The sequence below is a fragment of the Xanthomonas sp. NCPPB 3174 genome, from assembly GCF_056725205.1.
Genome location: NZ_CM161517.1, coordinates 4,774,145 through 4,797,771, shown reverse-complemented (window position 1 = coordinate 4,797,771; position 23,627 = coordinate 4,774,145). Strand labels below are relative to the sequence as shown.

The 23,627-nt window shown below is 71.5% G+C and carries 21 protein-coding genes; 15 read left to right on the top strand and 6 right to left on the bottom strand.

Annotated features, from left to right (window positions below):
- Positions 1-20 precede the first annotated feature (20 nt).
- The 8 genes from AC1PK7_RS20705 (at position 21) to AC1PK7_RS20670 (ending at position 7,184) form a co-directional block, all read left to right on the top strand.
- Entirely contained in the window at positions 21-818 is a 798-nt protein-coding gene (locus tag AC1PK7_RS20705; RefSeq protein WP_010342747.1) for a ParA family protein, read from the top strand.
- Positions 818-1,738 carry a ParB/RepB/Spo0J family partition protein gene (locus tag AC1PK7_RS20700; RefSeq protein WP_010342746.1) on the top strand — a complete coding sequence of 307 codons (921 nt, stop codon included), beginning with the start codon at positions 818-820 and terminating at the stop codon, positions 1,736-1,738. The genes AC1PK7_RS20705 and AC1PK7_RS20700 overlap by 1 nt, the downstream gene beginning before the upstream one ends.
- A gap of 36 nt (positions 1,739-1,774) precedes the next feature.
- The gene (locus tag AC1PK7_RS20695) at positions 1,775-2,083 is read left to right on the top strand and encodes a helix-hairpin-helix domain-containing protein (RefSeq protein ID WP_017908743.1); all 309 of its coding nucleotides are present in this window, start codon (positions 1,775-1,777) and stop codon (positions 2,081-2,083) included.
- A gap of 193 nt (positions 2,084-2,276) precedes the next feature.
- Positions 2,277-3,242: an NAD-dependent epimerase/dehydratase family protein gene (locus AC1PK7_RS20690; protein WP_481099358.1), complete on the top strand. Its 966-nt coding sequence runs from the start codon at positions 2,277-2,279 to the stop codon at positions 3,240-3,242.
- Positions 3,243-3,325: 83 nt separating this feature from the next.
- Positions 3,326-4,048, top strand: coding sequence for a glycosyltransferase family 2 protein (locus AC1PK7_RS20685; protein ID WP_209230346.1), 723 nt, complete (start codon positions 3,326-3,328; stop codon positions 4,046-4,048).
- Position 4,049: 1 nt separating this feature from the next.
- On the top strand, positions 4,050-4,391 hold the full coding sequence (locus AC1PK7_RS20680; RefSeq protein WP_017913883.1) for a lipid-A-disaccharide synthase N-terminal domain-containing protein: 342 nt from the start codon (positions 4,050-4,052) through the stop codon (positions 4,389-4,391).
- Positions 4,392-4,625: 234 nt separating this feature from the next.
- Complete coding sequence (locus AC1PK7_RS20675) at positions 4,626-5,105, top strand: REP-associated tyrosine transposase (RefSeq protein WP_481099357.1); 480 nt, start codon at positions 4,626-4,628, stop codon at positions 5,103-5,105.
- A 270-nt stretch (positions 5,106-5,375) separates the two neighbouring features.
- Entirely contained in the window at positions 5,376-7,184 is a 1,809-nt protein-coding gene (locus AC1PK7_RS20670; RefSeq protein ID WP_481100950.1) for a DUF885 domain-containing protein, read from the top strand.
- Between the two features lie 57 nt (positions 7,185-7,241).
- Here the strand turns inward: AC1PK7_RS20670 and AC1PK7_RS20665 are convergent, their stop codons facing one another.
- From AC1PK7_RS20665 to AC1PK7_RS20645, 5 genes are all read right to left on the bottom strand, one after another.
- The gene (locus AC1PK7_RS20665) at positions 7,242-10,451 is read right to left on the bottom strand and encodes an efflux RND transporter permease subunit (protein ID WP_481099356.1); all 3,210 of its coding nucleotides are present in this window, start codon (positions 10,449-10,451) and stop codon (positions 7,242-7,244) included.
- Between the two features lie 10 nt (positions 10,452-10,461).
- Positions 10,462-11,658, bottom strand: a complete 1,197-nt coding sequence (locus AC1PK7_RS20660; RefSeq protein WP_481099355.1) for an efflux RND transporter periplasmic adaptor subunit — start codon at positions 11,656-11,658, stop codon at positions 10,462-10,464.
- Positions 11,655-12,908 carry a TolC family protein gene (locus AC1PK7_RS20655; protein ID WP_481099354.1) on the bottom strand — a complete coding sequence of 418 codons (1,254 nt, stop codon included), beginning with the start codon at positions 12,906-12,908 and terminating at the stop codon, positions 11,655-11,657. Before AC1PK7_RS20655 ends, AC1PK7_RS20660 begins: the two co-directional genes overlap by 4 nt.
- 56 nt (positions 12,909-12,964) lie before the next feature.
- Positions 12,965-13,303 carry a hypothetical protein gene (locus tag AC1PK7_RS20650; RefSeq protein ID WP_481099353.1) on the bottom strand — a complete coding sequence of 113 codons (339 nt, stop codon included), beginning with the start codon at positions 13,301-13,303 and terminating at the stop codon, positions 12,965-12,967.
- Between the two features lie 67 nt (positions 13,304-13,370).
- Positions 13,371-13,760: a RidA family protein gene (locus AC1PK7_RS20645; protein ID WP_342073658.1), complete on the bottom strand. Its 390-nt coding sequence runs from the start codon at positions 13,758-13,760 to the stop codon at positions 13,371-13,373.
- Between the two features lie 131 nt (positions 13,761-13,891).
- Between AC1PK7_RS20645 and AC1PK7_RS20640 the strand changes: the two genes are divergently transcribed.
- The 5 genes from AC1PK7_RS20640 (at position 13,892) to AC1PK7_RS20620 (ending at position 18,609) form a co-directional block, all read left to right on the top strand.
- Positions 13,892-14,800 carry a LysR family transcriptional regulator gene (locus tag AC1PK7_RS20640; protein ID WP_420008299.1) on the top strand — a complete coding sequence of 303 codons (909 nt, stop codon included), beginning with the start codon at positions 13,892-13,894 and terminating at the stop codon, positions 14,798-14,800.
- A 283-nt stretch (positions 14,801-15,083) separates the two neighbouring features.
- Positions 15,084-15,320 carry a 50S ribosomal protein L28 gene (gene rpmB, locus AC1PK7_RS20635; RefSeq protein ID WP_010342733.1) on the top strand — a complete coding sequence of 79 codons (237 nt, stop codon included), beginning with the start codon at positions 15,084-15,086 and terminating at the stop codon, positions 15,318-15,320.
- A gap of 10 nt (positions 15,321-15,330) precedes the next feature.
- Entirely contained in the window at positions 15,331-15,498 is a 168-nt protein-coding gene (gene rpmG / locus AC1PK7_RS20630) for a 50S ribosomal protein L33 (protein WP_169411268.1), read from the top strand.
- A gap of 159 nt (positions 15,499-15,657) precedes the next feature.
- Entirely contained in the window at positions 15,658-17,076 is a 1,419-nt protein-coding gene (gene cls / locus AC1PK7_RS20625; RefSeq protein WP_481099352.1) for a cardiolipin synthase, read from the top strand.
- Between the two features lie 111 nt (positions 17,077-17,187).
- Entirely contained in the window at positions 17,188-18,609 is a 1,422-nt protein-coding gene (locus AC1PK7_RS20620; protein WP_481099351.1) for an FAD/NAD(P)-binding protein, read from the top strand.
- A 195-nt stretch (positions 18,610-18,804) separates the two neighbouring features.
- Here AC1PK7_RS20620 and AC1PK7_RS20615 read toward each other — a convergent pair whose 3' ends face one another.
- On the bottom strand, positions 18,805-20,322 hold the full coding sequence (locus AC1PK7_RS20615) for an MFS transporter (protein WP_481099350.1): 1,518 nt from the start codon (positions 20,320-20,322) through the stop codon (positions 18,805-18,807).
- Between the two features lie 115 nt (positions 20,323-20,437).
- Here AC1PK7_RS20615 and AC1PK7_RS20610 point away from each other — a divergent pair, with 115 nt between their 5' ends.
- Positions 20,438-21,319 (top strand): LysR family transcriptional regulator, encoded by an 882-nt coding sequence (locus AC1PK7_RS20610; RefSeq protein ID WP_481099349.1) that lies wholly within the window; start codon positions 20,438-20,440, stop codon positions 21,317-21,319.
- A 70-nt stretch (positions 21,320-21,389) separates the two neighbouring features.
- Complete coding sequence (gene uvrD / locus AC1PK7_RS20605; protein ID WP_481099348.1) at positions 21,390-23,591, top strand: DNA helicase II; 2,202 nt, start codon at positions 21,390-21,392, stop codon at positions 23,589-23,591.
- The last annotated feature ends 36 nt before the right edge of the window (positions 23,592-23,627 follow it).

The following is a 23,627-nucleotide window of genomic DNA, read 5'->3' as shown; positions in this document are numbered from 1 at the left end:
ATCGCCGACGAGGCTCCCGCATGGCCCGCATCATCGCCATCGCCAACCAGAAGGGCGGCGTCGGCAAGACCACCACCGCGGTCAACCTGGCCGCGGCGCTGGCCCGCCAGTCGCAGCGCGTGCTGCTGGTGGACCTGGACTCGCAGGGCAATGCGACGATGGGCAGCGGCATCGACAAGCGCGAGCTGGCCGCCTCCACCTGCGACGTGCTGCTCGGCGAGAGCAGCGCCGAACAGATCCGGGTGACCGCACCGGAAGGCTTCGACCTGCTGCCGGGCAATATCGATCTCACCGCCGCCGAGATCCAGCTGATGGACCAGCCGGCGCGCGAGCAACGGCTGAAGACCGCGCTGGCGCCGCTGCGCGAGGCCTACGACTTCATCCTGATCGACTGCCCGCCGGCGCTGTCGCTGCTGACCCTGAACGCGTTGACCGCCGCCGACTCGGTGATCGTGCCGATGCAGTGCGAGTACTACGCGCTGGAAGGGCTGACCGCGCTGCTGGAGACGATCGAGGCGCTGCGCGCCGAGCTGAACCCGGCGCTGGAGATCGAAGGCGTGCTGCGCACCATGTTCGACGTGCGCAACAACCTGGCCAACGCGGTGTCGGCAGAGCTGACCAATCACTTCGGCGACAAGGTGTTCCGCACCATCGTGCCGCGCAACGTGCGTCTGGCCGAGGCGCCCAGCCATGGCCAGAGCATCGTCGGCTACGACCGCACCTCGCGCGGCGGCGTCGCCTACCTGGGACTGGCCGGCGAGATCGTGCGCCGCCGCAACGAACGCAATCGGCCGATGCCGGCCATGGAGACCGTCTGATGAGTGCCAAGCCCCCCGCCCTCGGAGCGAAGAAGCGCGGCCTCGGCCGTGGCCTGGAAGCGCTGCTGGGGCCGAAGGGCGCGGCCGCGCCGGTGCCCACTGCCGAAGTGCAGCCGGGCGAGAGCCTGCGCCGCCTGCCGGTGGGGCAGCTGCAGCCGGGCAAGTACCAGCCGCGCCAGGAGATGGACGAGGCCAAGCTGCAGGAGCTGGCCGAGTCGATCAAGGCGCAGGGCGTGATCCAGCCGATCGTCGCCCGCGAACTGGCGCCGGGCAGTTTCGAGATCGTCGCCGGCGAACGCCGCTGGCGCGCCTCGCAGCTGGCCGGCCTCAGCGAGGTGCCAGTGGTGGTGCGCGAGCTGGACGACCGCACCGTCATCGCCATGGCGCTGATCGAGAACATCCAGCGCGAGGACCTCAATCCGCTGGAAGAGGCGCAGGCGCTGCAGCGGCTGATCGACGAGTTCTCGCTGACCCACGCCGAGGCCGCCGAGGCGGTGGGCCGCTCGCGCGCCTCGGTGTCCAACCTGCTGCGCCTGCTGGAGCTGCCGCCGGCGATCCGCGCGCTGCTGGAGGCGCGGCGCCTGGAGATGGGCCATGCGCGCGCGCTGCTGACGCTGTCGCCGGAGCTGGCCAGCCGCCTGGCCTCCGACGCCGCCGACCAGGGCTGGTCGGTGCGCGAGGTCGAGCATCGGGCGCAGCAGTTCGCCGCCGGCAAGGTGCCGAGCAACCGCAAGGCCAAGCCGGCGCGCACCGCGCCGCAGGCCGACATCGCCTCGCTGGAGACCGAGCTGTCCGAGTCGCTGGGCACCAAGGTGTCCATCGCCCACGGCCGCGGCGGCAAGGGCAAGCTGGTGATCCACTACACCGATTTGGACACGCTGGACGGCGTGCTCGAGAAACTGCGTCCGCGGCAGGCCTGAGCGCCGCCGCCCGCGTCCGCCAGGACCGCCACCGCCATGCATCCCAGCAAGGTCGACCGCCACCACCTGCTGCGCCTGACCGACCTGCCCAACGTCGGCCCGGCCTGCGAGAAGGACCTGCGCCTGATCGGCATCCGCGTGCCGGCGCACCTGCAGGGCCGCGATCCGTACGACATGTACGCGCAGCTGTGCTTGCGCACGGGCGTGGTGCACGACCACTGCGTGATCGACGTGTTCCTGTCGATCGTGCGCTTCATGCAGGGCGAGACACCGCGCCCGTGGTGGGAGTTCAGCAAGGAGCGCAAGGCGGCGCTGGCCAAGGACGCGCCGCTGACCCTGCGCTGAGACCCGCGCCGCGGCGCGGGGCAGCAACCGGAGCATTGCATGAGCCACCAGGACACGCAGATCGGCCCGGACGGCATGCAGCACCGCCGGGAGGGCGCCATCGATCCGGGCGGCGTCAACGCCGGGCTGCCCTGAGCGTTGCCCGGCCGCGACGCCCGCTATTTCTTCGTCTTTCGCTTTCCAGGATTCCGCCATGCCCACTCTCGTCACCGGCGCCGCCGGCTTCATCGGTGCCCACACCGTCCGCGCACTGCGCGCCGCCGGGCAACTGGTGGTCGGCCTGGACAACTACAACGACTACTACGACCCGCAGTTGAAGCGCGACCGCGTCGCCGCGCTGTGCGCGGGCGCGGACATCCGCACGCTCGACCTGACCGACCGCGACGGCCTGGCCGCGCTGTTCGACGAGGTGCAGCCGACCCGCGTGGTGCACCTGGCCGCGCAGGCCGGGGTGCGCTATTCGCTGCAGAATCCCTACGCCTACGTCGACAGCAACCTGGTCGGCTTCGTCAACATGCTGGAGCTGTGCCGGCACCGCGGCGTCGAGCACCTGGTCTACGCCTCCAGCAGCTCGGTGTACGGCGATTCGGCGACGCCGCCGTTCTCCGAGGACCAGCGCATCGACCAGCCGCGCTCGCTGTACGCGGCGACCAAGGCCGCCAACGAGCTGATGGCCCATACCTACGCGCAGCTGTACGGCCTGCGCGCCACCGGGCTGCGTTTCTTCACCGTGTACGGCCCCTGGGGCCGCCCGGACATGGCGCCGCTGCTGTTCAGCCGCGCGGTGCTGGCCGGGCGCCCGATCGAGGTGTTCAATCACGGCCGCATGCGCCGCGACTTCACCTTCGTCGCCGACATCGTTGCCGGCGTGCTCGGCGCGCTCGATCATCCCTCCAGCGAGCCGGTGCCGCACCGCGTGTTCAACCTCGGCAACCACACCCCGGTGCAACTGGAGCACTTCATCGCGGTGATCGAGGCCGCCGCCGGGCGCAGCGCCGAAAAGCTGTACCGGCCGATGCAGCCGGGCGACATGATCGAGACGATGGCCGATACTGCGCGGGCCCACGCCGCGTTCGGCTTCGATCCGAGCACCCCGATCGAGGTCGGCCTGCCGCAGGTGGTGGCCTGGTGCCGGGAGTATTTCGGCGCCGCCGCCTGACGTTTCATCCGCGGATCCATTGGTCCGCGGCACAATGCCCCGCTTTTCCCCCACGCGCCCCCGCGCCCAGCCCTGCCGAATCCATGAGCCAGCTTTCCCTTTCCGTCGTCGTCCCGGTGTTCAACGAGCGCGACAACGTGCCGCCGCTGGTCGCCGAGATCGTCGCCGCGCTGCGCGGCACGATCGATTTCGAGATCGTCTACGTCGACGACCATTCGCGCGACGACACCCTGGCGGTGCTCGAAGGGCTGAAGGCGTCCACGCCGGAGCTGCGCGTGCTGCACCATGTCAGCCAGAGCGGGCAGAGCACCGCGGTGCGCAACGGGGTCAAGGCCGCGCGCGGGCTGTGGATCGCCACCCTGGACGGCGACGGCCAGAACGATCCGGCCGACATCCCCAAGCTGCTGGCCGCGCGCGCCGCAGCGGCGCCGCTGGTCAAATTGTTCGCCGGCTGGCGCGTGTCGCGGCAGGATTCGGGCAGCAAGCGCTGGGCGTCGAAGTGGGCCAACGCGATCCGCGCGCGCATGCTGCGCGACGACACCCCGGACACCGGCTGCGGCATCAAGCTGTTCGAGCGCGAGGCGTTCCTGGACCTGCCGTACTTCGACCACATGCACCGCTACCTGCCGGCGCTGATGCAGCGCGCCGGCTGGCAGACCCTGAGCGTGCCGGTGAATCACCGCCACCGCACCTCCGGCGTCTCCAAGTACAACAACCTCAACCGCGCCCTGGTCGGCATCCGCGACCTGCGCGGCGTGGCCTGGCTGATCGCGCGCAGCCGCCGCACCGCGGTGCAGGAGCGCTGAGATGGACGCGCATTTCCTCAACGAACCGATCCAGGCGCTGTACTGGACCGGGCTGCACGTCACCGGCTGGAAGCTGATCGGCTATGTCGGCGCGCTGATGTTCGGCGGCCGCTGGCTGGTGCAGTTCGTCGCCTCCAAGCGCGCCGGCAAGCCGGTGATCCCGCGCCTGTTCTGGTACATGAGCGTGGTCGGCAGCCTGATGACGCTGAGCTACTTCATGTTCTCGGCCAAGCAGGACTCGGTGGGCGTGCTGCAGAACCTGTTCCCCGCCTTTACCGCCTTCTACAGCCTGTACCTGGACATCAAGCACCGCGGCTGGCACCGCGACCGCGCGACGCACTGAGCGCGCTGCCGCTGCGCGTGATTGCAGGGGCGCGTAATACCCTCCGATCGCAGCTGGTCCCGTCGTAGGAGCGGCTTCAGCCGCGACCCGGACCCTGCCGCCCCGCCGACACGTCGGCAAGCACGCGCACAGCCTCTGCCAGGGCCGTTCCGACAAGGATTCGAGCACTATTCCGACAGGCGCCATCGCCAGGCGCCGCTGTTGCCGCGCGAGGGCGAGGTGGATGCTGGTGCCATGCACATCCAACCAGCCAGAGGCCATCGCGCGTTGCGCGCCGGACGCCACAGCGACATGGGCCGGCTCTACCTGCTGACCGCGGTGACGTTCGAGCGGGCGCCGTTGTTCGCAGATTGGCGATGCGCCCGTGCGGCCGCCGCGTGTCTGGCAGAACGAAGCACCTGGCCCGATGCTCGCCTGCTGTGCTGGGTGCTGATGCCCGATCACTGGCACGGCCTGATCGAACTTCAGGCCACCATCACATTGTCCGATGCCATGCAGCGGGCGAAGGGGCGATGCGCCCGCGCTGTGAATCGTGCGCGCGGGCGTGGAGGCTGCGTCTGGTCGCGCGGCTTTCACGATCATGCGCTGCGGCGCGACGACGACGTCTTGCATGTCGCCCGTTACATCGTGGCCAACCCACTGCGTGCCGGCTTGGTGCCGCGTCTGGGCGACTATCCGTATTGGGATGCGGTGTGGCTGACGTCTCCACCGTGAAGTGGCAGTCGTGAGCGGGGGGAGGTTCTACGGAAGGCCCACTGTAGGAGCGGCTTCGGCCGCGACGGGCATTCCCGGTAACGCCCGTCGCGGCTGAAGCCGCTCCTACGAAATGACGGCATGCCCGCTGGTTCCGGCAAAGCGCGTTAGCAGATGCCCTAATACCGTCATCGCATGCCATCGCCCCACACAGGACTTCCGGCCCACCCGCCAAGCCGGGCCGGGATGCGATCATCGACGATCCGTTCCCGCCGTGTGCCGCCCATGCCGATGCTCGCCAAGACCCCGCTGGCCATTTCCCTGCTGATCGCGTTCGCCGTGGCCACACCCGCACTGGCCGCACCGCCGGCGTCGACAGTGTCCAGTGCAACACCGGCCACGGCCAATGCCAGCGCCGCCGATGCGCGCTTCCAGGCCATCTACGAGAAGGAGTGGGCCTGGCGCCAGGCGCAGCTCGGCCAGGCCGACGAGGACAGCGACAGCAGTGGCGACAACACCCATCTGCCCGACGTCGGCGCGGCCGCGCAGGCCGCGCGCCTGAAAGTGTGGGACGGCGTGCTGCGGCAGCTGGACACGCTCGATGCCGCCCAGCTCTCGCCGGAAAACCAGGTCAACCTGGCGATCTACCGGCCGCAGGTGGAGAACCTGGCCGCCTCGGTGCGCCTGCGCGCCTACGAAATGCCGTTCAACTCCGACAGCGCGTTCTGGTCGGACCTGGCGTTCATGGCCCGACGCACGCTGCGCACGCCCGACGAGTACCGCGCCTACATCGCGCGGCTGGAGGACGTGCCGCGCTACTTCGCACAGCAGACCGACAACATGCGCGCCGGGCTCAAGCGCGGCTTCAGCGTGCCGCGCGCGGTGCTCGACGGCCGCGATGGCGCCATCGCCAATGTGGCCGAACTGAAGGATCCGACCGCCGCGGTGCTGTACACGCCGTTCAAGCAGATGCCGGCGCAGATTCCCGCCGCCGAGCAGGCGCAACTGCGCGCGCAGGCGCAGGCGGCGCTGCGCGACAAGGTGATCCCGGCCTACGCGCAGCTGCTGACCTTCTATCGCCAGGAGTACATGCCGCAGGCGCGCACCACGCTGGCGGCCGAAGCCCTGCCCGACGGCAAGGCCTACTACCGCCAGCAGATCCGCGAGTACACCACGCTGGACATGGACCCCGAGCAGATCCACCAGCTCGGCCTGCGCGAGGTGGCGCGGATCCAGAAGGAGATGGACGCGATCATCCAGCAGGTCGGCTTCCACGCGCCGGCCGGGCAGAAGACCTTCCCGGCGTTCCTGCAGTTCCTGCGCACCGATCCGCAGTTCTACGTGAAGACCCCGCAGGAACTGCTCGATCGCGCCGCGTGGATCGCCAAGCGCGTGGACGGGGAGGTCGGCAAGTTCATCGGCACGCTGCCGCGCGGGCGCTTCACCATCGTGCCGGTGCCGGCGGACATCGCCCCGTTCTGGACCGCCGGCCGCGGTGGCGTCGGCACCTACTGGCTCAACACCTACGACCTGCCGTCGCGGCCGCTGTACAACTTGCCGGCGCTGACCCTGCACGAGTCTTCGCCGGGCCATTCGCTGCAAGGCGCGCTGGCCGAGGAACAGGGCGCGCAGCCGGCGTTCCGCCGCGAGAACTACATTTCCGCCTACGGCGAGGGCTGGGCGCTGTACACCGAGAAGCTGGGCAAGGAGATGGGCATCTACGCCACGCCCTACGAGGACTTCGGCCGGCTCAGCTACGAGATGTGGCGCGCCTGCCGCCTGGTGATCGACACCGGCGTGCACCACAAGGGCTGGACCCGCGCGCAGGCGCAGGCCTACCTGCGCGAGCGCACCGCGCTCAGCGAGCACGAGGTCACCACCGAGGTCGACCGCTACATCTCCTGGCCGGGCCAGGCGCTGAGCTACAAGCTCGGCGAGCTGACCATCCTCGATCTGCGCGCCGAGGCCGAGCGCGAACTCGGCGCGGACTTCGACATCAAGTCCTTCCACGACGCGGTGCTGCAGCAGGGCTCGGTGCCGCTGCCGGTGTTGCAGCAGCAGATCCGCGCCTACATCGCCGCGCGCAAGAAGAAGGCCTGACCGCCGCCGCACAGGCCGGCGCCACTTCCTGCGGGAAGGGCGCCGGCCTGCGGCGGATCAGCCGGCGTGGCGTGGCCCGGCCACGCGTGCGGCGAAGGTCGGCAGCACCAGCAGGGTCAGGGCGGTGGCGGTGATCAGCCCGCCGATCACCACCGTCGCCAGCGGTTTCTGCACCTCCGCACCGGAGCCGCTGGCGATGGCCATCGGAATGAAGCCGACGATCGCCACCAGCGCGGTGGTCAGCACCGCGCGCAGGCGGCTGCCCGCGCCGTCGATCGCCGCCTGCAGCGGCAGGTCGCCGGCCTCCAGGCGCTCGCGGATCGCCTGCATCAGCACCAGGCCGTTCAAGGTGGCCACGCCGGAGACGGCGATGAAGCCCACCGCGGCCGACACCGAGAACGGCATGCCCCGCAGCAGCAAGGCCAGCAGGCCGCCGACCAGCGCCAGCGGCACGCAACCGAACACCAGCACCGCTTCCTTGACGCTGCGCAGGGCCATGAACAGCAGGCCGCCGATCAGCAGGGACACCACCGGCACCACGGTCGCCAGCCGCCGCTCGGCACGCTGCAGGTTCTCGAACTGGCCGCCCCAGCTCAGGTAGGCGCCCGGCGGCAATGGCACGTCGGCCACCGCGGCCTGCGCCGCACCGACGAAACCGCCCAGGTCGCGGCCGCGCACGTTGGCCTGCACCACCACGCGGCGGCTGCCGTTGTCGCGGCTGATCTGGTTCGGCCCTTCGCTGACGGCGATGCGCGCCACCGACGACAGCGCAATCACCTGCCCGGTCGGCGTGGCGATCGGCAGCGCGGCCAACTGGTCCGGATCGTTGCGCGCGGCATCGTCCATCCGCACCACCACGTCGAAGCGGCGGTCGCCCTCGAAGATCTTGCCGGCGGCGCGGCCGCCGATGCCGGTGGCCAGCGCGTCGCTCACATCCGCCGCGCTCAGCCCGACCTGCGCCGCCGCCGTGTGGTCGATGATCACGTCGAGCGTGGGCAGCCCGGAGATCTGCTCCACCCGCACGTCGGCCGCGCCCTCCACCGCGCGCAACGTCGACGCGATCTGCTCTGCCACCTTCTGCAACTGGCCGAAGTCGTCGCCGAAGATCATCACCGCCAGGTCGGTGCGCACGCCGGAGATCAGTTCGTTGAAGCGCAATTCGATCGGTTGGCTGAACTCGACGCTGTTGCCGAGCTGCTGCCCCGCCAGGGCTTCCAGGCGGGCCACCAGCCGCTCCTTGTCCAGCGCCGGATCGGGCCAGTCCTTGCGCGGCTTGAGCACGATCACGCTGTCGGAGATGTTGGTCGGCATCGGGTCGATCGCCGCCTCGGCGGTGCCGGTCCGCGAGAACACCGTTGCCACTTCCGGCTGCGTGGCGATGGCCTTTTCCAGCGCCAGCTGCATCGCCAGCGACTGTTCCAGCGAGGTGGACGGCACGCGCAGCGCCTGCATCGCCACATTGCCCTCGTCCAGCGTCGGCATGAACTCGCGGCCCAGCAGCGCGAACGCGCCGACGCCCGCCAGCAGCATCGCCACCGCACCGCCGGCGACCGTGCGCGGATGCGCGACGGCGGTGCGGATCACCGGGGAGATGCGCGTGCGCAGCGCGCGGAGCAGCCACGTCTCGTGCGCGCCGCCGGCCGCATGCGCCGCGTCGTCCGGCAGCGGCGGCTCACGCACCAGCAGCGCCGCCATCGCCGGCACGAAGGTGAAGGAGAACAGGAACGCGCCGACCAGGGCCAGCATGAAGGTGGCGGCCATCGGCTGGAACGTCTTGCCCTCCACGCCTTGCAGGGTGAGGATCGGCGCGAACACCAGCAGGATGATCAACTGGCCGAAGGCGGCCGGCCGCGCCATCTTGCGCGCCGCCTCGGCGGCCACGCCCAGGCGCTCGGCGGCGGTCAACCCGCGGCCCAGCGCGGCGCGGCGCTGGCCGAGCATGAGCAGGGTCGATTCGACCACGATCACCGCGCCGTCCACCAGGATGCCGAAGTCCAGCGCACCCAGGCTCATCAGGTTGCCGCTGATGCCGAAGCGCTGCATGCCGATCACCGCGAACAGGAACGACAGCGGAATCACCAGCGCGGTGATCGCGGCCGCGCGCAGGTTGCCCAGCAGCAGGAACAGGATCACCACCACCAGCAGCGCGCCTTCGGTGAGGTTCCTGGCCACGGTCTTGATGGTCGCGTTGACCAGCACGCTGCGGTCCAGCACCGGTGCCGCGACGATGTCCGGCGGCAGCGACGTGTTCACCTGCGCCAGCCGCGCGGCCGCGGCCTGCGCGACGGTGCGGCTGTTGCCGCCGGCGATCATCAGCGCGGTCCCCAGCACCGCCTCGTGGCCGTTGCGGCTGGCCGCGCCCAGGCGCGGGGCGCGACCGGAGGCGACCTCGGCCACGTCGGCCACGCGCACCACGATGCCGTTGCGGACGGCCACCGGCGCCTGTGCGAGATCGTCGGCGCTCAGCGCCAGGCCATCGGCCCGCACCACCAGGCCTTCGCCGGCACGCTGCACGAAGCCGGCGCCGGCCTGCACGTTGGCGCGCTGCAGGGCGGTGACCAGGTCGGCCAGGCCCAGGCCGTGTGCGGCCAGCCGCGCCGTGTCCGGATGCACCCCGTATTCCTTGACGTAGCCGCCGACCGTGTCGACGCCGGCCAGGCCCGGGCTGGAGCGCATCTGCGGCGCGATGATCCAGTCCTGCACGGTGCGCAGATAGGTGGCGCGCTCCTGCGGCGTGCGCAGCAGCTCGCCGTCCGGCGTGCGGTAGACCTCCCCGGCCTGCCAGCCCGCCGCGCCCGGTCGCGCCACCCGCGCCGGGTCGAACGCGGTGAAGTCCACCGTCCACATCAGCACCTCGCCCAGACCGGTGGTCACCGGCGACAGCCGCGGCGTCACGCCGTCGGGCAACTCCTCGGCCGCCTCGCGCATGCGTTCGGCCACCTGCTGGCGCGCGAAGTAGAGGTCGGTCGCATCGGTGAAGATCGCGGTGACCTGCGAAAAGCCGTTGCGCGACAGCGAGCGGGTGGCGGTCAGGCCGGGGATGCCGGCCAGTGCGGTTTCCAGCGGGTAGGTCACCTGCCGTTCGATCTGCTCCGGGGTCAGGGCCGGCGCCACGGTGTTGAGCTGCACCTGGCGGTTGGTGATGTCCGGCACCGCGTCGATCGGCAGCCTGCCCAACTGGAACAGGCCGACGGCGGCGAGCAGCGCGGCCAGGGCCACCACCAGCCAGCGGTAGCGCACGGCGGTGTCGATCATGAGGTTGAACATGGTCGCCTCCTCAGTGGCCGTGTTCGGCGTCGCCCTTGGCCAGTTCGGCCTTGAGCAGGAAGGCGTTGGCGCCGACGATGCGTTCGTCGCCGCGCAGTCCGCCAAGGATCTCGATGCGGTCGCCGGCGCGCCGCCCGACCAGCACCGGCTGCGCCTTGAAGCCGCCAGCGACCGCCACGAACACCGCGTTGCGGCCCTCGACGGTCTGCACCGCATCGATGGGGACGCTGAGCGCGCCGTCCTGGCCGTCGGTGACCAGCACCGCCGAGACCGGCGAACCGGCCGGCGGCAAGGGCGCATCGACCGGCATCGCGCGGATCACCGCGGCACCGCCCGGCTGGCGCAGGTCGGTCGCCGTCGCCGTGACCCGGGCGGCGAAGCTGCCGCCCGTCCCGCGCACCTCCAGCGCCATGCCGGGCGCGACCTGCGCCGCCAGCGCCGGCGGCGCGCTGAACACCAGCTCGTTCATCGCCGGATCGGCGACCTCGGCCACCGCGCTGCCCGCCGCGACCACGCTGCCGGGCGTGACCTGCACGTTGCCGACGATGCCGGCCACCGGGCTGACGATGCGCACGCGGCCGCTGGCATCGGGGGCGCCGCTGGCCGCGGCCTGCGCCTGCGCGGCGGCGGCCTGGGCCTGCGCCGCCAGCGCCCGCGCGTGCGAGGTTTCCAGTTCTTGGCGGGCGACCACGCCCTGCGCGACCAGGGCGCGGTCGCGGGCATGCGCCAGCCCGGCCGCCTTGGCCTCGGCCGCGGCCGCCAGCGCATTGGCACGGAACACCGCGGCCTCGCCGCTGACCACGATGGCCAGCGGCTGCTGCGCCTGCACCGCGGCCCCCGGCGCGACCAGCACGCGCTCGACCCGCCCGGTCACGGTGGAGGCCACCGAGGCGCGCGCGCCCACTGCCGGTTCGACCCGGCCGGCCAGGCGCACCGAGGCACCCCCGCCGCGGCCGACCGCGACCACGTCCAGGCCGGAGGCGGCGATCTGTTGCGGCGTCAGCCGCACCACGTCGCCGGCATCGGCATCTGCGTGGGCATCGGCATCGGTCTTGGCCACCGGTGCGTGGGCTGTGTCCTTGCCCTCGGTGCCATGGTCGTGCGCGTCGTCGGCCGCCGGGGCGGCCTGCCTGTCGCCGGCGCAGGCGGCCAGCAGGAGCGCCAGCAGCACGCTGCCGGCAAGTGAGATCGAACGGGACAGGTTCATTGTGCCTCCATGAACGGCGCGCGCCCTTCCAGGCGGGCCAATGCGATTTCCGCCGCGACCCGCGCCAGGCGCGCGTCCACCGCGGTGCCGCGCGCGGCGATGAGCGCCGCGCGGGTGCTGCGCAGCTCCAGTTGTGCGATGCGTCCGGCATCGAAGCCGATGCGGGCCAGGCGGTAGGCCTCCTGCGCGGCGGCCACGCTCGCGTCGGCCGCGCGCGTGCGGCTGTCGGCGGCCTTCAGTGTGGCGAGCGCGGACAGGCGGTCGGCGGCGCTGGCGCGGCGTTGCTGCTCCAGCCGCGCCTCGGCTGCGCGCCGTTCGGCGCTGGCGGCACGGATGCCGCCGCGGTTGCGATCGAACAGCGGCACGCTGAGGCTGAGGCCGAGCGTGTAGGCGTGGGCGCGGTCTTCGCGCAAACGCGTCTGCGCGGCGGTCAGGCTCAGCTCGGGCAGGGCGCGCTTGCGCTCCACCTCGACCTGGCGATCAGCAGCTTCGGCTTCCGCGGCGGCGATGCGCACCGGCAGCGCTGCCGCCTCGGTCGCGCGCGGCGACGGCGGCGCGCGGTCGAGCAGGCCGCCGTCGAGGGACTGCACCGGCGTCTCCAGCAGGGCGATCGCGGCCAGGCGTGCCAGCGCCGCGTCGCGGAACGCCTGCGCCTCGTCGAGTGCCGCGGTGGCCTCGGCCACCTCGCTGTGCGCCTGCACCGCGCGCAGTTGCGGCTCGCGGCCCTGCGCGACCATCGCCTCGACGGCGGCCGCGTCGTCGCGGATCAGGCCCAGCGCTTCCTCGGCCAGCGCATGACGGCGCAGCGCGCTTTCGGCCAGTGCGTAGGCCGAGGCCATCTCGCTGGCGGCCTCGCTGCGATGCTGCGTGCCGCGCATGGCGGCCGCGTCGGCGTCGGCGCGGGCCGCGCGGATGCGCGCGCCGCGTTGGCCCCACAGTTCCAGCGGTTGCGACAGGGTCAGCGAGGTTTCGGCCCGGCCGGTGCCCGCATAGGTGCCGCTGCCCCAGGCGTTTTCGGTGGACCAGGACAGCGACGGGTTGGGCCGCGCCCGGGCCTGTTCGGCGCGCGCATCGGCGGCTTCGGTCAGTGCCGCGCCGACGCGGCTACCGGGCAGTTGATCGAGACGTTGCAGCAAGCTGTCGTACGGAGGGGCGGTCTGCGCCATCGCCAGCGCGGCCGGGGCCAGGCCCAGCAGCACGGCGACGACCCGCCCGGCCGCGCGCGGCGGCCGACGTGTCGGAGTCGACATGAGCAAATTCCAGAGGTGATGGAAACGGAACCCCGCGATCGCGGGACACGCTCAACTCACGCTCTGGGCGGGCGCTTCAATCCGTCCTGGACGACGCCCGCAGGGGAGGCGTCGACGGCCTGCATCCAGCGCACCGGCCGCGGCGCGCCGAACACGGCGAGCGCGCTCGCCGGCAGGCTCAGATTCGAGTGGTGGCAATGGTTGTGGCTGCAGGCGCCGGCATGCTTGCCGTCGCTGTCCTCGCCATCGGCATGCGCCGCGGCGGGCGCGTGCACCGCATCGGCCGATTCCGGTTCCAGCGCGCAGGCCAGCGCATCGGCCACCGGCACGACCACGAACGCCGCCAGCAGCAGCATCAGCAGGGAGGTACGCAGTGGACGGAACAGGCGGCGCATGAGGCCGGCAGACTAACAAGCGCTTCGGCGCGGACACAATATCAACGCGCCGCCCGCTGTCGCATGCTCAGGGCAGCTTCGCGATCACCTTGATCTCGAACTGGAAGCCGTACAGCCAGGTCACGCCGATGCCGGTCAGGGTGGGATGCGGCGCCTCGCCCCAGTACTCGGGCACGATCGCCCAGGCGGTGGCGAAGTTCCGTTCCGGATCGACCACGAACACGGTCACGTCGATCACGTCGTCGAACGTGCAGCCGGCGGCCGCCAGCACCGCGTTGAGGTTGTCGAAGGCGCGGCGCACCTGCGCGGCGAACTCCGGCTCGGGCGAGCCGTCCTCGCGGCTGCCGACCTGGCCGGAGACGAACAGCAAGCCATTGCAGCGGATCGCCGGCGAGTAGCGGTTGCGCGCGTACAGCGCCTGGCGACCGGCGGGAAAGACGACATCGCGATGGGACATGGGGATGCTCCAGACAGGGGGCAGCGCGCTGCGCGTGCCGGAGCCGCCATCGTGGCCGGCCACGTTGTCTGGATAAACCGCAATGATCTATCTAGATTGATTGCAGATTCCAAACAATCGCGAGGCGGCCGATGGACCGATTCGAGGCGATGCGCGCGTTCGCGCGAGTGGTCGAGACCGGCAGCTTCACCCGCGCCGCGCATACCCTGCAGCTCAGCCGCACGAGCGTGACCCAACTGGTGCAGCAACTGGAGGCGCACCTGCGGCTGCGCCTGCTCCACCGCACCACCCGGCGGGTCAGCGTCACCGCCGACGGGGCCGCCTACTACCCGCGCATCGCCCGCCTGCTGGCCGAGCTGGAAGAGGTGGAGGCCGGCCTGGGCAGCGCCGCGGCGGCACCGCGCGGGCGCCTGCGCATCGACGTGCCAGGCCCGTATGCGCGATTGCGGCTGGTGCCGGCGTTGCCCGACTTCCATGCCCGCTACCCGCAGATCCAGCTCGACGTGGGCGTGAGCGACCGCGAGGTCGACGTGATCGCCGACCAGGTCGACTGCGTGATCCGCGGCGGCGTGCCGGCCGATCCGGCGCTGGTGGCGCGGCCGCTGGCCAGTCTGCCGTTGGGCTTCCACGCCAGCCCGGCGTACCTGCACCGGCACGGCGTGCCCGACCATCCGCGCGCGCTGGACGGGCCGACGCATCACACGGTGGGCTTCCTCAGCCCACGCAGCGGCCGCGCGCGCAGTTTCCAGGCGCGGCGCGGCGAGGAGCAGTGCGAGGTGCAGGGCCGCTACCAGGTCGGCTTCGACGACGGCAACGCCTATCTGGCCGCCGGCCTGGCGGGGTTGGGCGTGGTCGTGTTGCCGTCCTACATGGCAGCACCGCACGTGGCCGAGGGCACGCTGCGACCGCTGCTGCAGGACTGGCAGCTGCCGCCGATGCCGATGCATCTGATGTTCGCGCCCAACCGGCACATGAGCCAGCGGCTGCGCGCGTTCATCGAGTGGGCGGTGGAGGTGCTGGGCCCCGCCGACCCCGCCTAGCCGGCGATCGCGCAAGCCGGGCTAGTGGCGCGCGAGGCGGCGCACTGCCCGGCTGGTCGAGGAGGCCAGGCCGCCTGTGGACAACTTGCACAAGCCCTTGATCGCCTGCATAATGCGCGGCTCGCTGTGCCCGACGAGGTCGGGGCCGGCGGCCGGATGCGCGATCTCCGGCCGGCCTCTCCCAGCGTAACCGTTTGATTTCCCACGTCGCGTGGTGGCCGCAGGGCTGCCGGGGCCGCCGTCTCCCAGGCTATGGGCGACCAAACTACTATCGAGGTGCGCAATGTCCCGCGTATGCCAAGTGTCCGGCAAGCGTGTGCAGACGGGTAACAACGTCTCCCACGCCAACAACAAGACCCGCCGTCGTTTCCTGCCCAACCTGCACGAGCGCCGCTTCTGGGTCGCCAGCGAGAACCGCTGGGTCAAGCTGAAGGTTTCCGCGCACGCGCTGCGCACCATCGACAAGAACGGCATCGACACCGTTCTGGCTGAGCTGCGTGCGCGCGGCGAAAAGGTCTGAGGAGTAGAGCATCATGGCAGGCAAGCGCGATAAGGTCCGTATGATTTCCTCGGCCGGTACCGGCCACTTCTACACCACGGACAAGAACAAGAAGAACACCCCGGGGAAGATGGAATTCCTCAAGTACGATCCGGTCGTGCGCAAGCACGTCCTGTACAAGGAAGGCAAGATCAAGTGATCGGCTGATCCTCGGATCGCTGTTCACGCTGGACACGGAACCCGCCGCAAGGCGGGTTTCGTGCGTCTGAGGAATGGAAAAACCCGCCGCCGCCGCGGTCATGGTTGCGTTTGCCGGCGCAGTCCGCAGAATCGGGCGACCTGGGTTGCGAGGATCGCGATGCTGCCGGTCTGGTTGGAAGGCACGTGGCTGCTGGCGCTGGACTGGTTGATCCGGCTGGTGGCGCTGTTGTGGATCCCCACCCGCACCACCCCCGGCGCGGCGCGCAGCTGGCTGCTGCTGGTGGGCTTCGTGCCGCTGCTGGGGCTGCCGCTGTACCTGTTGCTCGGCCACCCCTGGCTGTCGCGCGAGCGCATCCGCCGCCAGGCGCTGGCCTCGCAGGTGATCCGCGAGCAGCAGGTGCCGCTGACCGCGCTGCGCTGGGCGCCGCCGACCGACACCGTGGTCGCCGAAGTGGTGCCGCTGGTCGAGCGCCAGGGCGACTTCATGCCGACCCACGGCAACAGCGTCGAGCTGCTCGACCGCTATGCGCCCTCGCTGCAGGCGCTGATCGCCGACATCGACGCGGCGGTCGAGCGCGTGCACCTGCTGTACTACCTGATGTTCGACGACGCGGTCGGCGATGCGGTGAGCGCGGCGCTGCTGCGCGCCGCCGCGCGCGGCGTGCAGTGCCGGTTGTTGCTGGATGCGCGCGGCGGCCGCCGCGGCCTGCGCCGCTACCGCAGGCGCCTGCATGCGGCCGGGGTCGAGGTGCAGGCGCTGCTGCCGGGCGGGCTGCGCTGGCGCCGCAGCGGCCGCATGGATCTGCGCAATCACCGCAAGATCGCGGTGATCGACAACCGTGTCGGCTACATCGGCTCGCAGAACCTGGCCGAGCCGCAGTTCGTCCCCGGCCATCCCAACCGCGAGCTGGTGGCGCGGGTGCAGGGGCCGGTGGTGGCGCACCTGGAAGCGGTATTCGCCAGCGACTGGTTCATCGAGACCGGGCAGCGCCTGAGCGTGGTCGCGCCCGCCTCCATCCACGGCGGCGGTGTCGCCACGCAGTTGTTGCCCAGCGGGCCGGCGTACCCGTTCGAGAACGCGCGCGACACGGTCAATGCGTTGATCCATCTGGCGCGGCGGCGCATCGTCATGGTCACGCCGTACTTCGTGCCGGACGAGGCCACGCTCAGTGCGCTGCGCATCGCCGCGCTGTCCGGGGTGGACGTGCAGTTGATCCTGTCCGAGAGCAACAACCAGCGGCTCACCGCCTGGGCGCAGGAGGCCTATTACGACGAACTGTTGCGCAGCGGGGTCAAGATCGCGCTGTACCGGCCGTGCTTCCTGCACGCCAAGCACATGAGCGTGGACGAGGGCATCGCCCTGGTCGGCTCGATCAACCTGGACATCCGCTCGTTCGCGTTGAACGCCGAGGTCGGCATGCTGTGCTACAGCGCCGCGGTGGTGCAGCGGCTACGCGCGGTGGAGGCCGACTACCTGGCCGACGCGCGGGTGCTGACGTTGCAGGACTGGCGCAAGCGGCCGGCCTGGCGGCGCAGCCGCGAAGGCATCGCGCGCCTGGCCGATGCGCTGATGTGACGCATGCCGATGACAGGCGCATGACGCGCTCATGCGCGATCGGTGCCGGCACATGCACCACGGTTCTCAGCCGCGGGCCGGGCCGGTGGGGGCTTCCCTTACAATCGCGGCATGAATGAGCTTGTGCCCAGCGAACCGGCCGACGACGACTGCGACATCGCCATCGTCGGCGGCGGCGCGGCCGGCGTGCTGGTCGCGCTGCAGTTGCTGCGCCAGGCCGGCACCGCGCTGCGCGTGCAACTGATCGAATCGCAGCCGGCGCTGGCGCAGGGCGTGGCCTATGCGACACCCTGCCCAGAGCATCTGTTGAACGTGACGGCAGGGCGCATGAGCGCTTTTGCCGAGGCGCCCGACGACTTCCTCGACTGGCTGCAGCAGCAGGCGCTGTATCCGCAGCTGTCGCGTGCCGCACTGGCCGAGGCCTATGTGCAGCGTCGCCATTACGCCGCCTATCTGCGCGCACGCCTGTGGCAGGCGCAGGCCGCCGGGCCGGCGCGTCTGCAATGGCGCCAGGCGCGGGTGCTGGCGCTGCATCCGCAGCCGACCGGCGGTCAGATTCTGCAATTGCACGACGGTGGACAGCTGCACGCTGGCACCACCGTGCTGGCGCTGGGCAACAGCCTGCGCCCGTTGCCGGCGCGCGGCGCCCCCAGTCTCGACGCGCCGTCGCGGATCGAGGCCTGGGACTATGCGCAGTTGCAGGCGATTCCGCGCGAGGCCACGGTGTGCATCGTCGGCTCCGGCCTGAGCATGGCCGACAGCGTGCTGACGCTGCTGGCCAATGCGCACCGCGGCCCGGTGCACGTGGTCTCGCGGCATGCCTTGCTGCCGTTGCCGCACGCCGCGCATGGCGCGCCGGCCGAGTTCGATGCGCAGGCGCTGCTGGCGATGCCGTTGCGCCAGCGCGTGCGCGCGCTGCGTCGTCATGCGGCCGCGGCGCACGCGCAGGGCCGGCCCTGGCAGAGCGTGATGGACCGGATACGCCCGCTGAGCCAGGCGCTGTGGCAATCGCTGTCGATCACCGAACAGCGCCGCTTCCTGCGCCACGTGGTGCGCTACTGGGATGTGCACCGGCATCGCATTGCCGCGCCGGTGTTCGCGCAACTGCAGGCGATGCGCCGGGTCGGCCAGTTGCGCCTGCACCGCGCGCGGCTGGACACGGTGTTCCCGGTCGGCGCCTGCGTGCAGGTCAACGGCACGGGCGCCGACGGCGTGCCGCTGCAGCTCGACGCCCACTGCGTGATCAACGCCACCGGCGTCGAACTGCGTGCGCAGACCATGCGCAATCCGCTGCTGCACCAATTGCTCGGCTGCGGCTATGCGCAGCCGGGGCCGCACGGCATCGGCGTGGGCAGCGCCGCCGACGGCGCGCTGCTCGATGCCGATGGCCACGCCACGCCGCGGATCCGCGTGCTCGGCAGTCTGCGCATCGGCAGCCTGTGGGAAAGCCTGGCGATCCCCGAGCTGCGGGTGCAGGCGCAGCAGACCGCGCAGGCGCTGCTGGCGCTGGAGTTGTCCGCCACTGCGCACTGAGCACCGCCGCGTATGCCGGCGCGCAATTGCGCGCGGCGCAGCCGTGACCTCCTTTGTAGGAGCGGCTTCAGCCGCGACCTGGGAATGTCGGTAACGCCCGTCGCGGCTGAAGCCGCTCCTACAGGGACAGGGCCTTTGCGTCGTTTCTAGTCGCGGCCGGCATTGCCGGTCCTACAGGCGGGTCTCCTATCGTGATCACAGGCCCCCATCTACCGCGTGCTGCGGCGTGCGCCCGAGCAACAGGCAGATCGCGATCGCCGCCAGCGCGGTGATCGTCGCCAGCACCCGGGTGAGCGTGCCGAAGGCCGCCGCGTAGGCCAGGCGCAGTTGCGTCGCGGAAAGCGCGCCCTCGGCCATGGAGGCGGACAGAGCGCCGGCGACCAGCCGTTGTGCGGTGTCTGCCAGGGCCGCGTGCGGCAGCAGCGGCGCGACTGCGGCCAGTTGCGCCTGCACCAAGGCCGCGAGCAAAGCCGCCACGCTGGCCAGGGCGATGCCTTCGCCGGCCACGCGCAGGGTGCCGAACAGACCGGCGGCCATGCCGGCGCGTTCGGTCGGCACCACGCTGACCGACAGCGCATCCATCAGACCCCAGGGCAGGGCGGTGCCGGCACCGATCAGCAGCAGCGCCGGCAGCGCCTGCGCCGGTGGCCGCGCGCCCAGCCAGCACAGGCCGGCCGCGGCTGCCGCCAACCCGGCCGCGGACAGCCAGGCCGGGGCGATGCGCTGCGCCAGCACCGCGGCCAGGCTCGGCACCAGCAGCATCGGCGCCGACAGTGCCAGCAGCGTCAGGCCGGCGCTGGCGGCGGGCGCGCCATCCACGCCGATCATGCGCAGCGGCAGCAGCACCAGCAGCACCACGTAGCTGGTGCAGGTGGCGACCGGCAGCAACTGCACGCCGACGAAGCGCCGGTAGCGGAACAGGCTCAGGTCCAGCAGCGGATGCCGGCGGCGCCGTTCGATCCGTGCGAAGCCGAGCAGCAACAGGGCGGCGGCACCGAGCAGGGCCAGCGTCGCGGCGCTGCCCCAGCCGCTGTGCGGCCCCTGGATCAGGCCGGCGGTGAACAGCGCCAGCGCCGCGCTGAAACACAGCGCGCCGGCACGGTCGGGCGGACCGGCGGCCGGCGCGCGCGAGGCCGGCAGCCAGCGCGCGGCCAGGGCCCACGCCAGTCCCGCGACCGTGGCCACGCCGAAGAAGATCGCACGCCAGCCCAGCCGTTCGCTCAGCACGCCGGCGGCCAGCGGGCCGAACGCCAGGCCGGTGCCGAAGGTGGTGCCGAGCAGGCTGAACGCGCGCGTGCGCGCCGCGCCGGTGTACAGCTGCGCCAGCGCCGCGGTGCCTGCGGCCAGCGCGGCGGCGGCACCGACGCCCTGCAGCGCCCGCCACAGGTCGATCGCCGCGACCGAGCCGGCCACGGCCACGCCCAGGCTGGCGCTGGCGAACAGCGCCAGGCCGCCGAGGAACACCCGGCGCCGCCCGTGCCGGTCGGCGAGCGCACCGGCGGCCAGCAGCAGGCTGCCGAAGCTGAGCATGAAGGCGTTGGTGATCCAGGCCAGGGCCAGCGCGCTGCCGCCCAGGGCCGCGCCGATCGCCGGGGTGGCGACGGCGCCGCCGGAGAAGTTCAGCGGCAGCGCCAGGGCGGCCAGGCATACCGCGGCCAGGGCGGCGCCGCGGCGCGGCAGGACAGTGGAATCGGGAGGTGAAGCGGCGGTCATCGGAGCGGCTCCTGCGGCGGATGTCGGAGGGCCAATAGAGATAACGGGGCGGCAATCCGCGAAAAAGGCCGCGATCCTCCGCGCTTTGCGGAACAGAACGCTCTAATATCGCCGCATGGACCGCCTCACCGGCATCGTCGCCTTCGTCCGTGCCGCCGAACAGCGCAGTTTCGTCGGCGCCGGCCGCGTGCTCGGCATCTCGGCCTCGGCGGTGGGCAAGAGCGTGGCCGCGCTGGAGCGCGCGCTCGGCGTGCGCCTGCTGCAGCGGACCACCCGGCGCATCGCGTTGACCGCCGAGGGCGCGCTGTTCCTGGAGCATTGCCAGCGCGTGCTGGCCGACCTGCGCGAGGCCGAGGAGGCGCTGGCGCAGACCCGGCAGGCGCCGCGCGGGCGGCTGCGGGTCGGCCTGCCGACCATCGGCTATCGCTTCCTGGTGCCGTTGTTGCCCGAATTCCGCCAGCGCTATCCGGACGTGGCACTGGACCTGGAGTTCGACGACCGCGTGGTCGATCTGCTCGAACACGGCCTGGATGCGGTGATCCGCAGCGGCGTGCAGGCCGACTCGCGGCTGCTGGCGCGACGCCTGGGGCCGTTCCGTTTCTGCCTGTGCGCCGCGCCGGACTACCTGCGCCGCCGCGGCGTGCCGCAGACCCCGACGGAGCTGGCCGAGCACGATGGCGTGCTGTTCCGCGTTCCCGATACCGGCAAGCCGCAGGATTGGCCACTGGCCGAACCGGCGCCGCTGCCGCCGGCGGTGCTCACCTGCAACAACATGGAAGCGGTGCGCGCCGCGGCGATCGCCGGTCTGGGCATCGCCTGCATGCCGGCGTTCCTGGCGCAGGACGCGTTGGCCGACGGCCGCCTGCAGCCGGTGCTTGACGCACACATGGCGGACGGCGGCGCGTTCTTCGTGGTGTGGCCCTCGAGCCGGCAACTGTCGCCGAAGCTGCGCGTGTTCGTGGATTTTCTCGCCGAACGGCTGTTCCGCACCGATTGACGCCACGTCGTGTGCCGGGCGACGCGCGCTGTCGCAGCCGCTGCGCCGCCGCACCGGCTAAAATGCGCGGGTGGATGTCTCTCATTTGCTCGACGATCTGAACCCCGCCCAGCGCGAGGCCGTTTCCGCAGCGCCCGGCCACTACCTGGTCCTGGCCGGCGCCGGCTCCGGCAAGACGCGCGTGCTCACCCATCGCATCGCCTGGTTGCACCAGGTGCATGGCGTGCCGGTGCACGGGATCCTGGCGGTCACCTTCACCAACAAGGCCGCGGGCGAGATGCGCCACCGCGCCGACCTGCAGTTGCGCAACGGCAGCCGCGGCATGTGGATCGGCACCTTCCACGGCCTGGCGCACCGCCTGCTGCGCCTGCACTGGCAGGACGCGAAGCTGCCGGAGAGTTTCCAGGTGCTCGACGCCGACGACCAGCTGCGGCTGGTCAAGCGCGTGGTGCAGCAGCTGGAGCTGGACGAGGGCAAATTCCCGCCCAAGCAGATCGTGTGGTGGATCAACCAGCAGAAGGACGAGGGCCGCCGCGCCCAGCACATCCAGCCGGAACCGCGCGACGAGTGGGTGACCACCCTGCGCAACGCCTACGCGCTGTACCAGGAGCGCTGCGACCGCGCCGGCCTGGTCGACTTCGCCGAACTGCTGCTGCGCGCGCACGAACTGCTGCGCGACACCCCGGCACTGCTGGCGCACTACCGCGCCCGCTTCGGCGAGATCCTGGTCGACGAGTTCCAGGACACCAACGCCATCCAGTACGCCTTCGTGCGCGTGCTCGCCGGCGACAGCGGCCACGTGTTCGTGGTCGGCGACGACGACCAGGCGATCTACGGCTGGCGCGGCGCCAAGGTCGAGAACGTGCAGCGCTTCCTCACCGATTTCCCCAGCGCGCAGACCATCCGCCTGGAGCAGAACTACCGTTCCAGCGCCAACATCCTCAACGCCGCCAACGCGGTGATCGCGCACAACCCCGACCGCATCGGCAAGCAGTTGTGGACCGATTCGGGCGACGGCGAGCCGATCGACCTGTACGCCGCCTACAACGAGGTGGACGAGGCGCGCTACGTGGTCGAGCGCGTGCGCCAGTGGGTACGCGACGGCGGCAGCTACAGCGAGGCGGCGGTGCTCTACCGCAGCAACGCGCAGTCGCGCGCCTTCGAAGAGGCGCTGATCGCCGAACAGGTGCCGTACCGGGTCTACGGCGGCATGCGCTTCTTCGAGCGCGCCGAAATCAAGGACACCCTGGCCTACCTGCGCCTGGTCGCCAATCGCGCCGACGATGCGGCGTTCGAGCGCGCGGTCAACACGCCGCCGCGCGGCATCGGCGACCGCACCCTGGACGAAGTGCGGCGTTTGGCGCGCGCGCAGTCGCTGTCGCTGTGGGCAGCGGCGCGACAGGCGGCGCAGCAGGGTGGCGACCTGGCTGCGCGTGCGCGCAACGCGCTGGGTCAGTTCCTCGGCCTGATCGAGCAACTGGCCCTGGACGTGGCCGGGCTGCCGCTGCCCGAACAGATCGACCAGGTGCTGGCGCGCTCCACCCTGCGCGAGCACTGGAGCAAGGAGAGCCGCGGCGGGCTGGATTCGGAATCGCGCACCGACAACCTCGACGAACTGGTGTCGGTGGCCTCGCGTTTCGTCCGCGCCGACGGCGACGAGGACGCCGACGAAGGCCGCCAGGCGATGACCGAACTGGTCGCGTTCCTCGCCTACGCCTCGCTGGAGGCCGGCGAAGGCCAGGCCCAGGCTGGCGAGGAGGGCGTGCAGTTGATGACCCTGCACTCGGCCAAGGGCCTGGAATTCCCGATCGTGTTCCTGGCCGGCATGGAAGACGGCCTGTTCCCCAGCGCGCGTTCGCTGGAGGAGAGCGGGCGCCTGGAGGAAGAGCGGCGCCTGGCCTACGTCGGCATCACCCGCGCCCGTCACAAGCTGGTGCTGAGCTACGCCGAGTCGCGGCGCATCCACGGCCAGGACAACTACAACGTGCCCTCGCGCTTCCTGCGCGAGATCCCGCGCGAGCTGCTGCACGAAGTGCGGCCGAAGGTGCAGGTCTCGCGCAGCGCCTCGCTGGGTGCGCCGCGCAGCCTGGGGCACAGCGTGATCGAGGCCCCGGCGATCAAGCTCGGCGCCAACGTGCAGCACCCCAAGTTCGGCGGCGGCGTGGTCATCGACTACGAAGGCAGCGGCGCTCACGCCCGCGTGCAGGTGCAGTTCGACGAGGCCGGCGCCAAGTGGCTGGTGATGGCGTACGCCAATCTGACGGTGTTGTGAGTGGCGGCAGCGGGCGAACCTCGTGCCGCCTCGCGA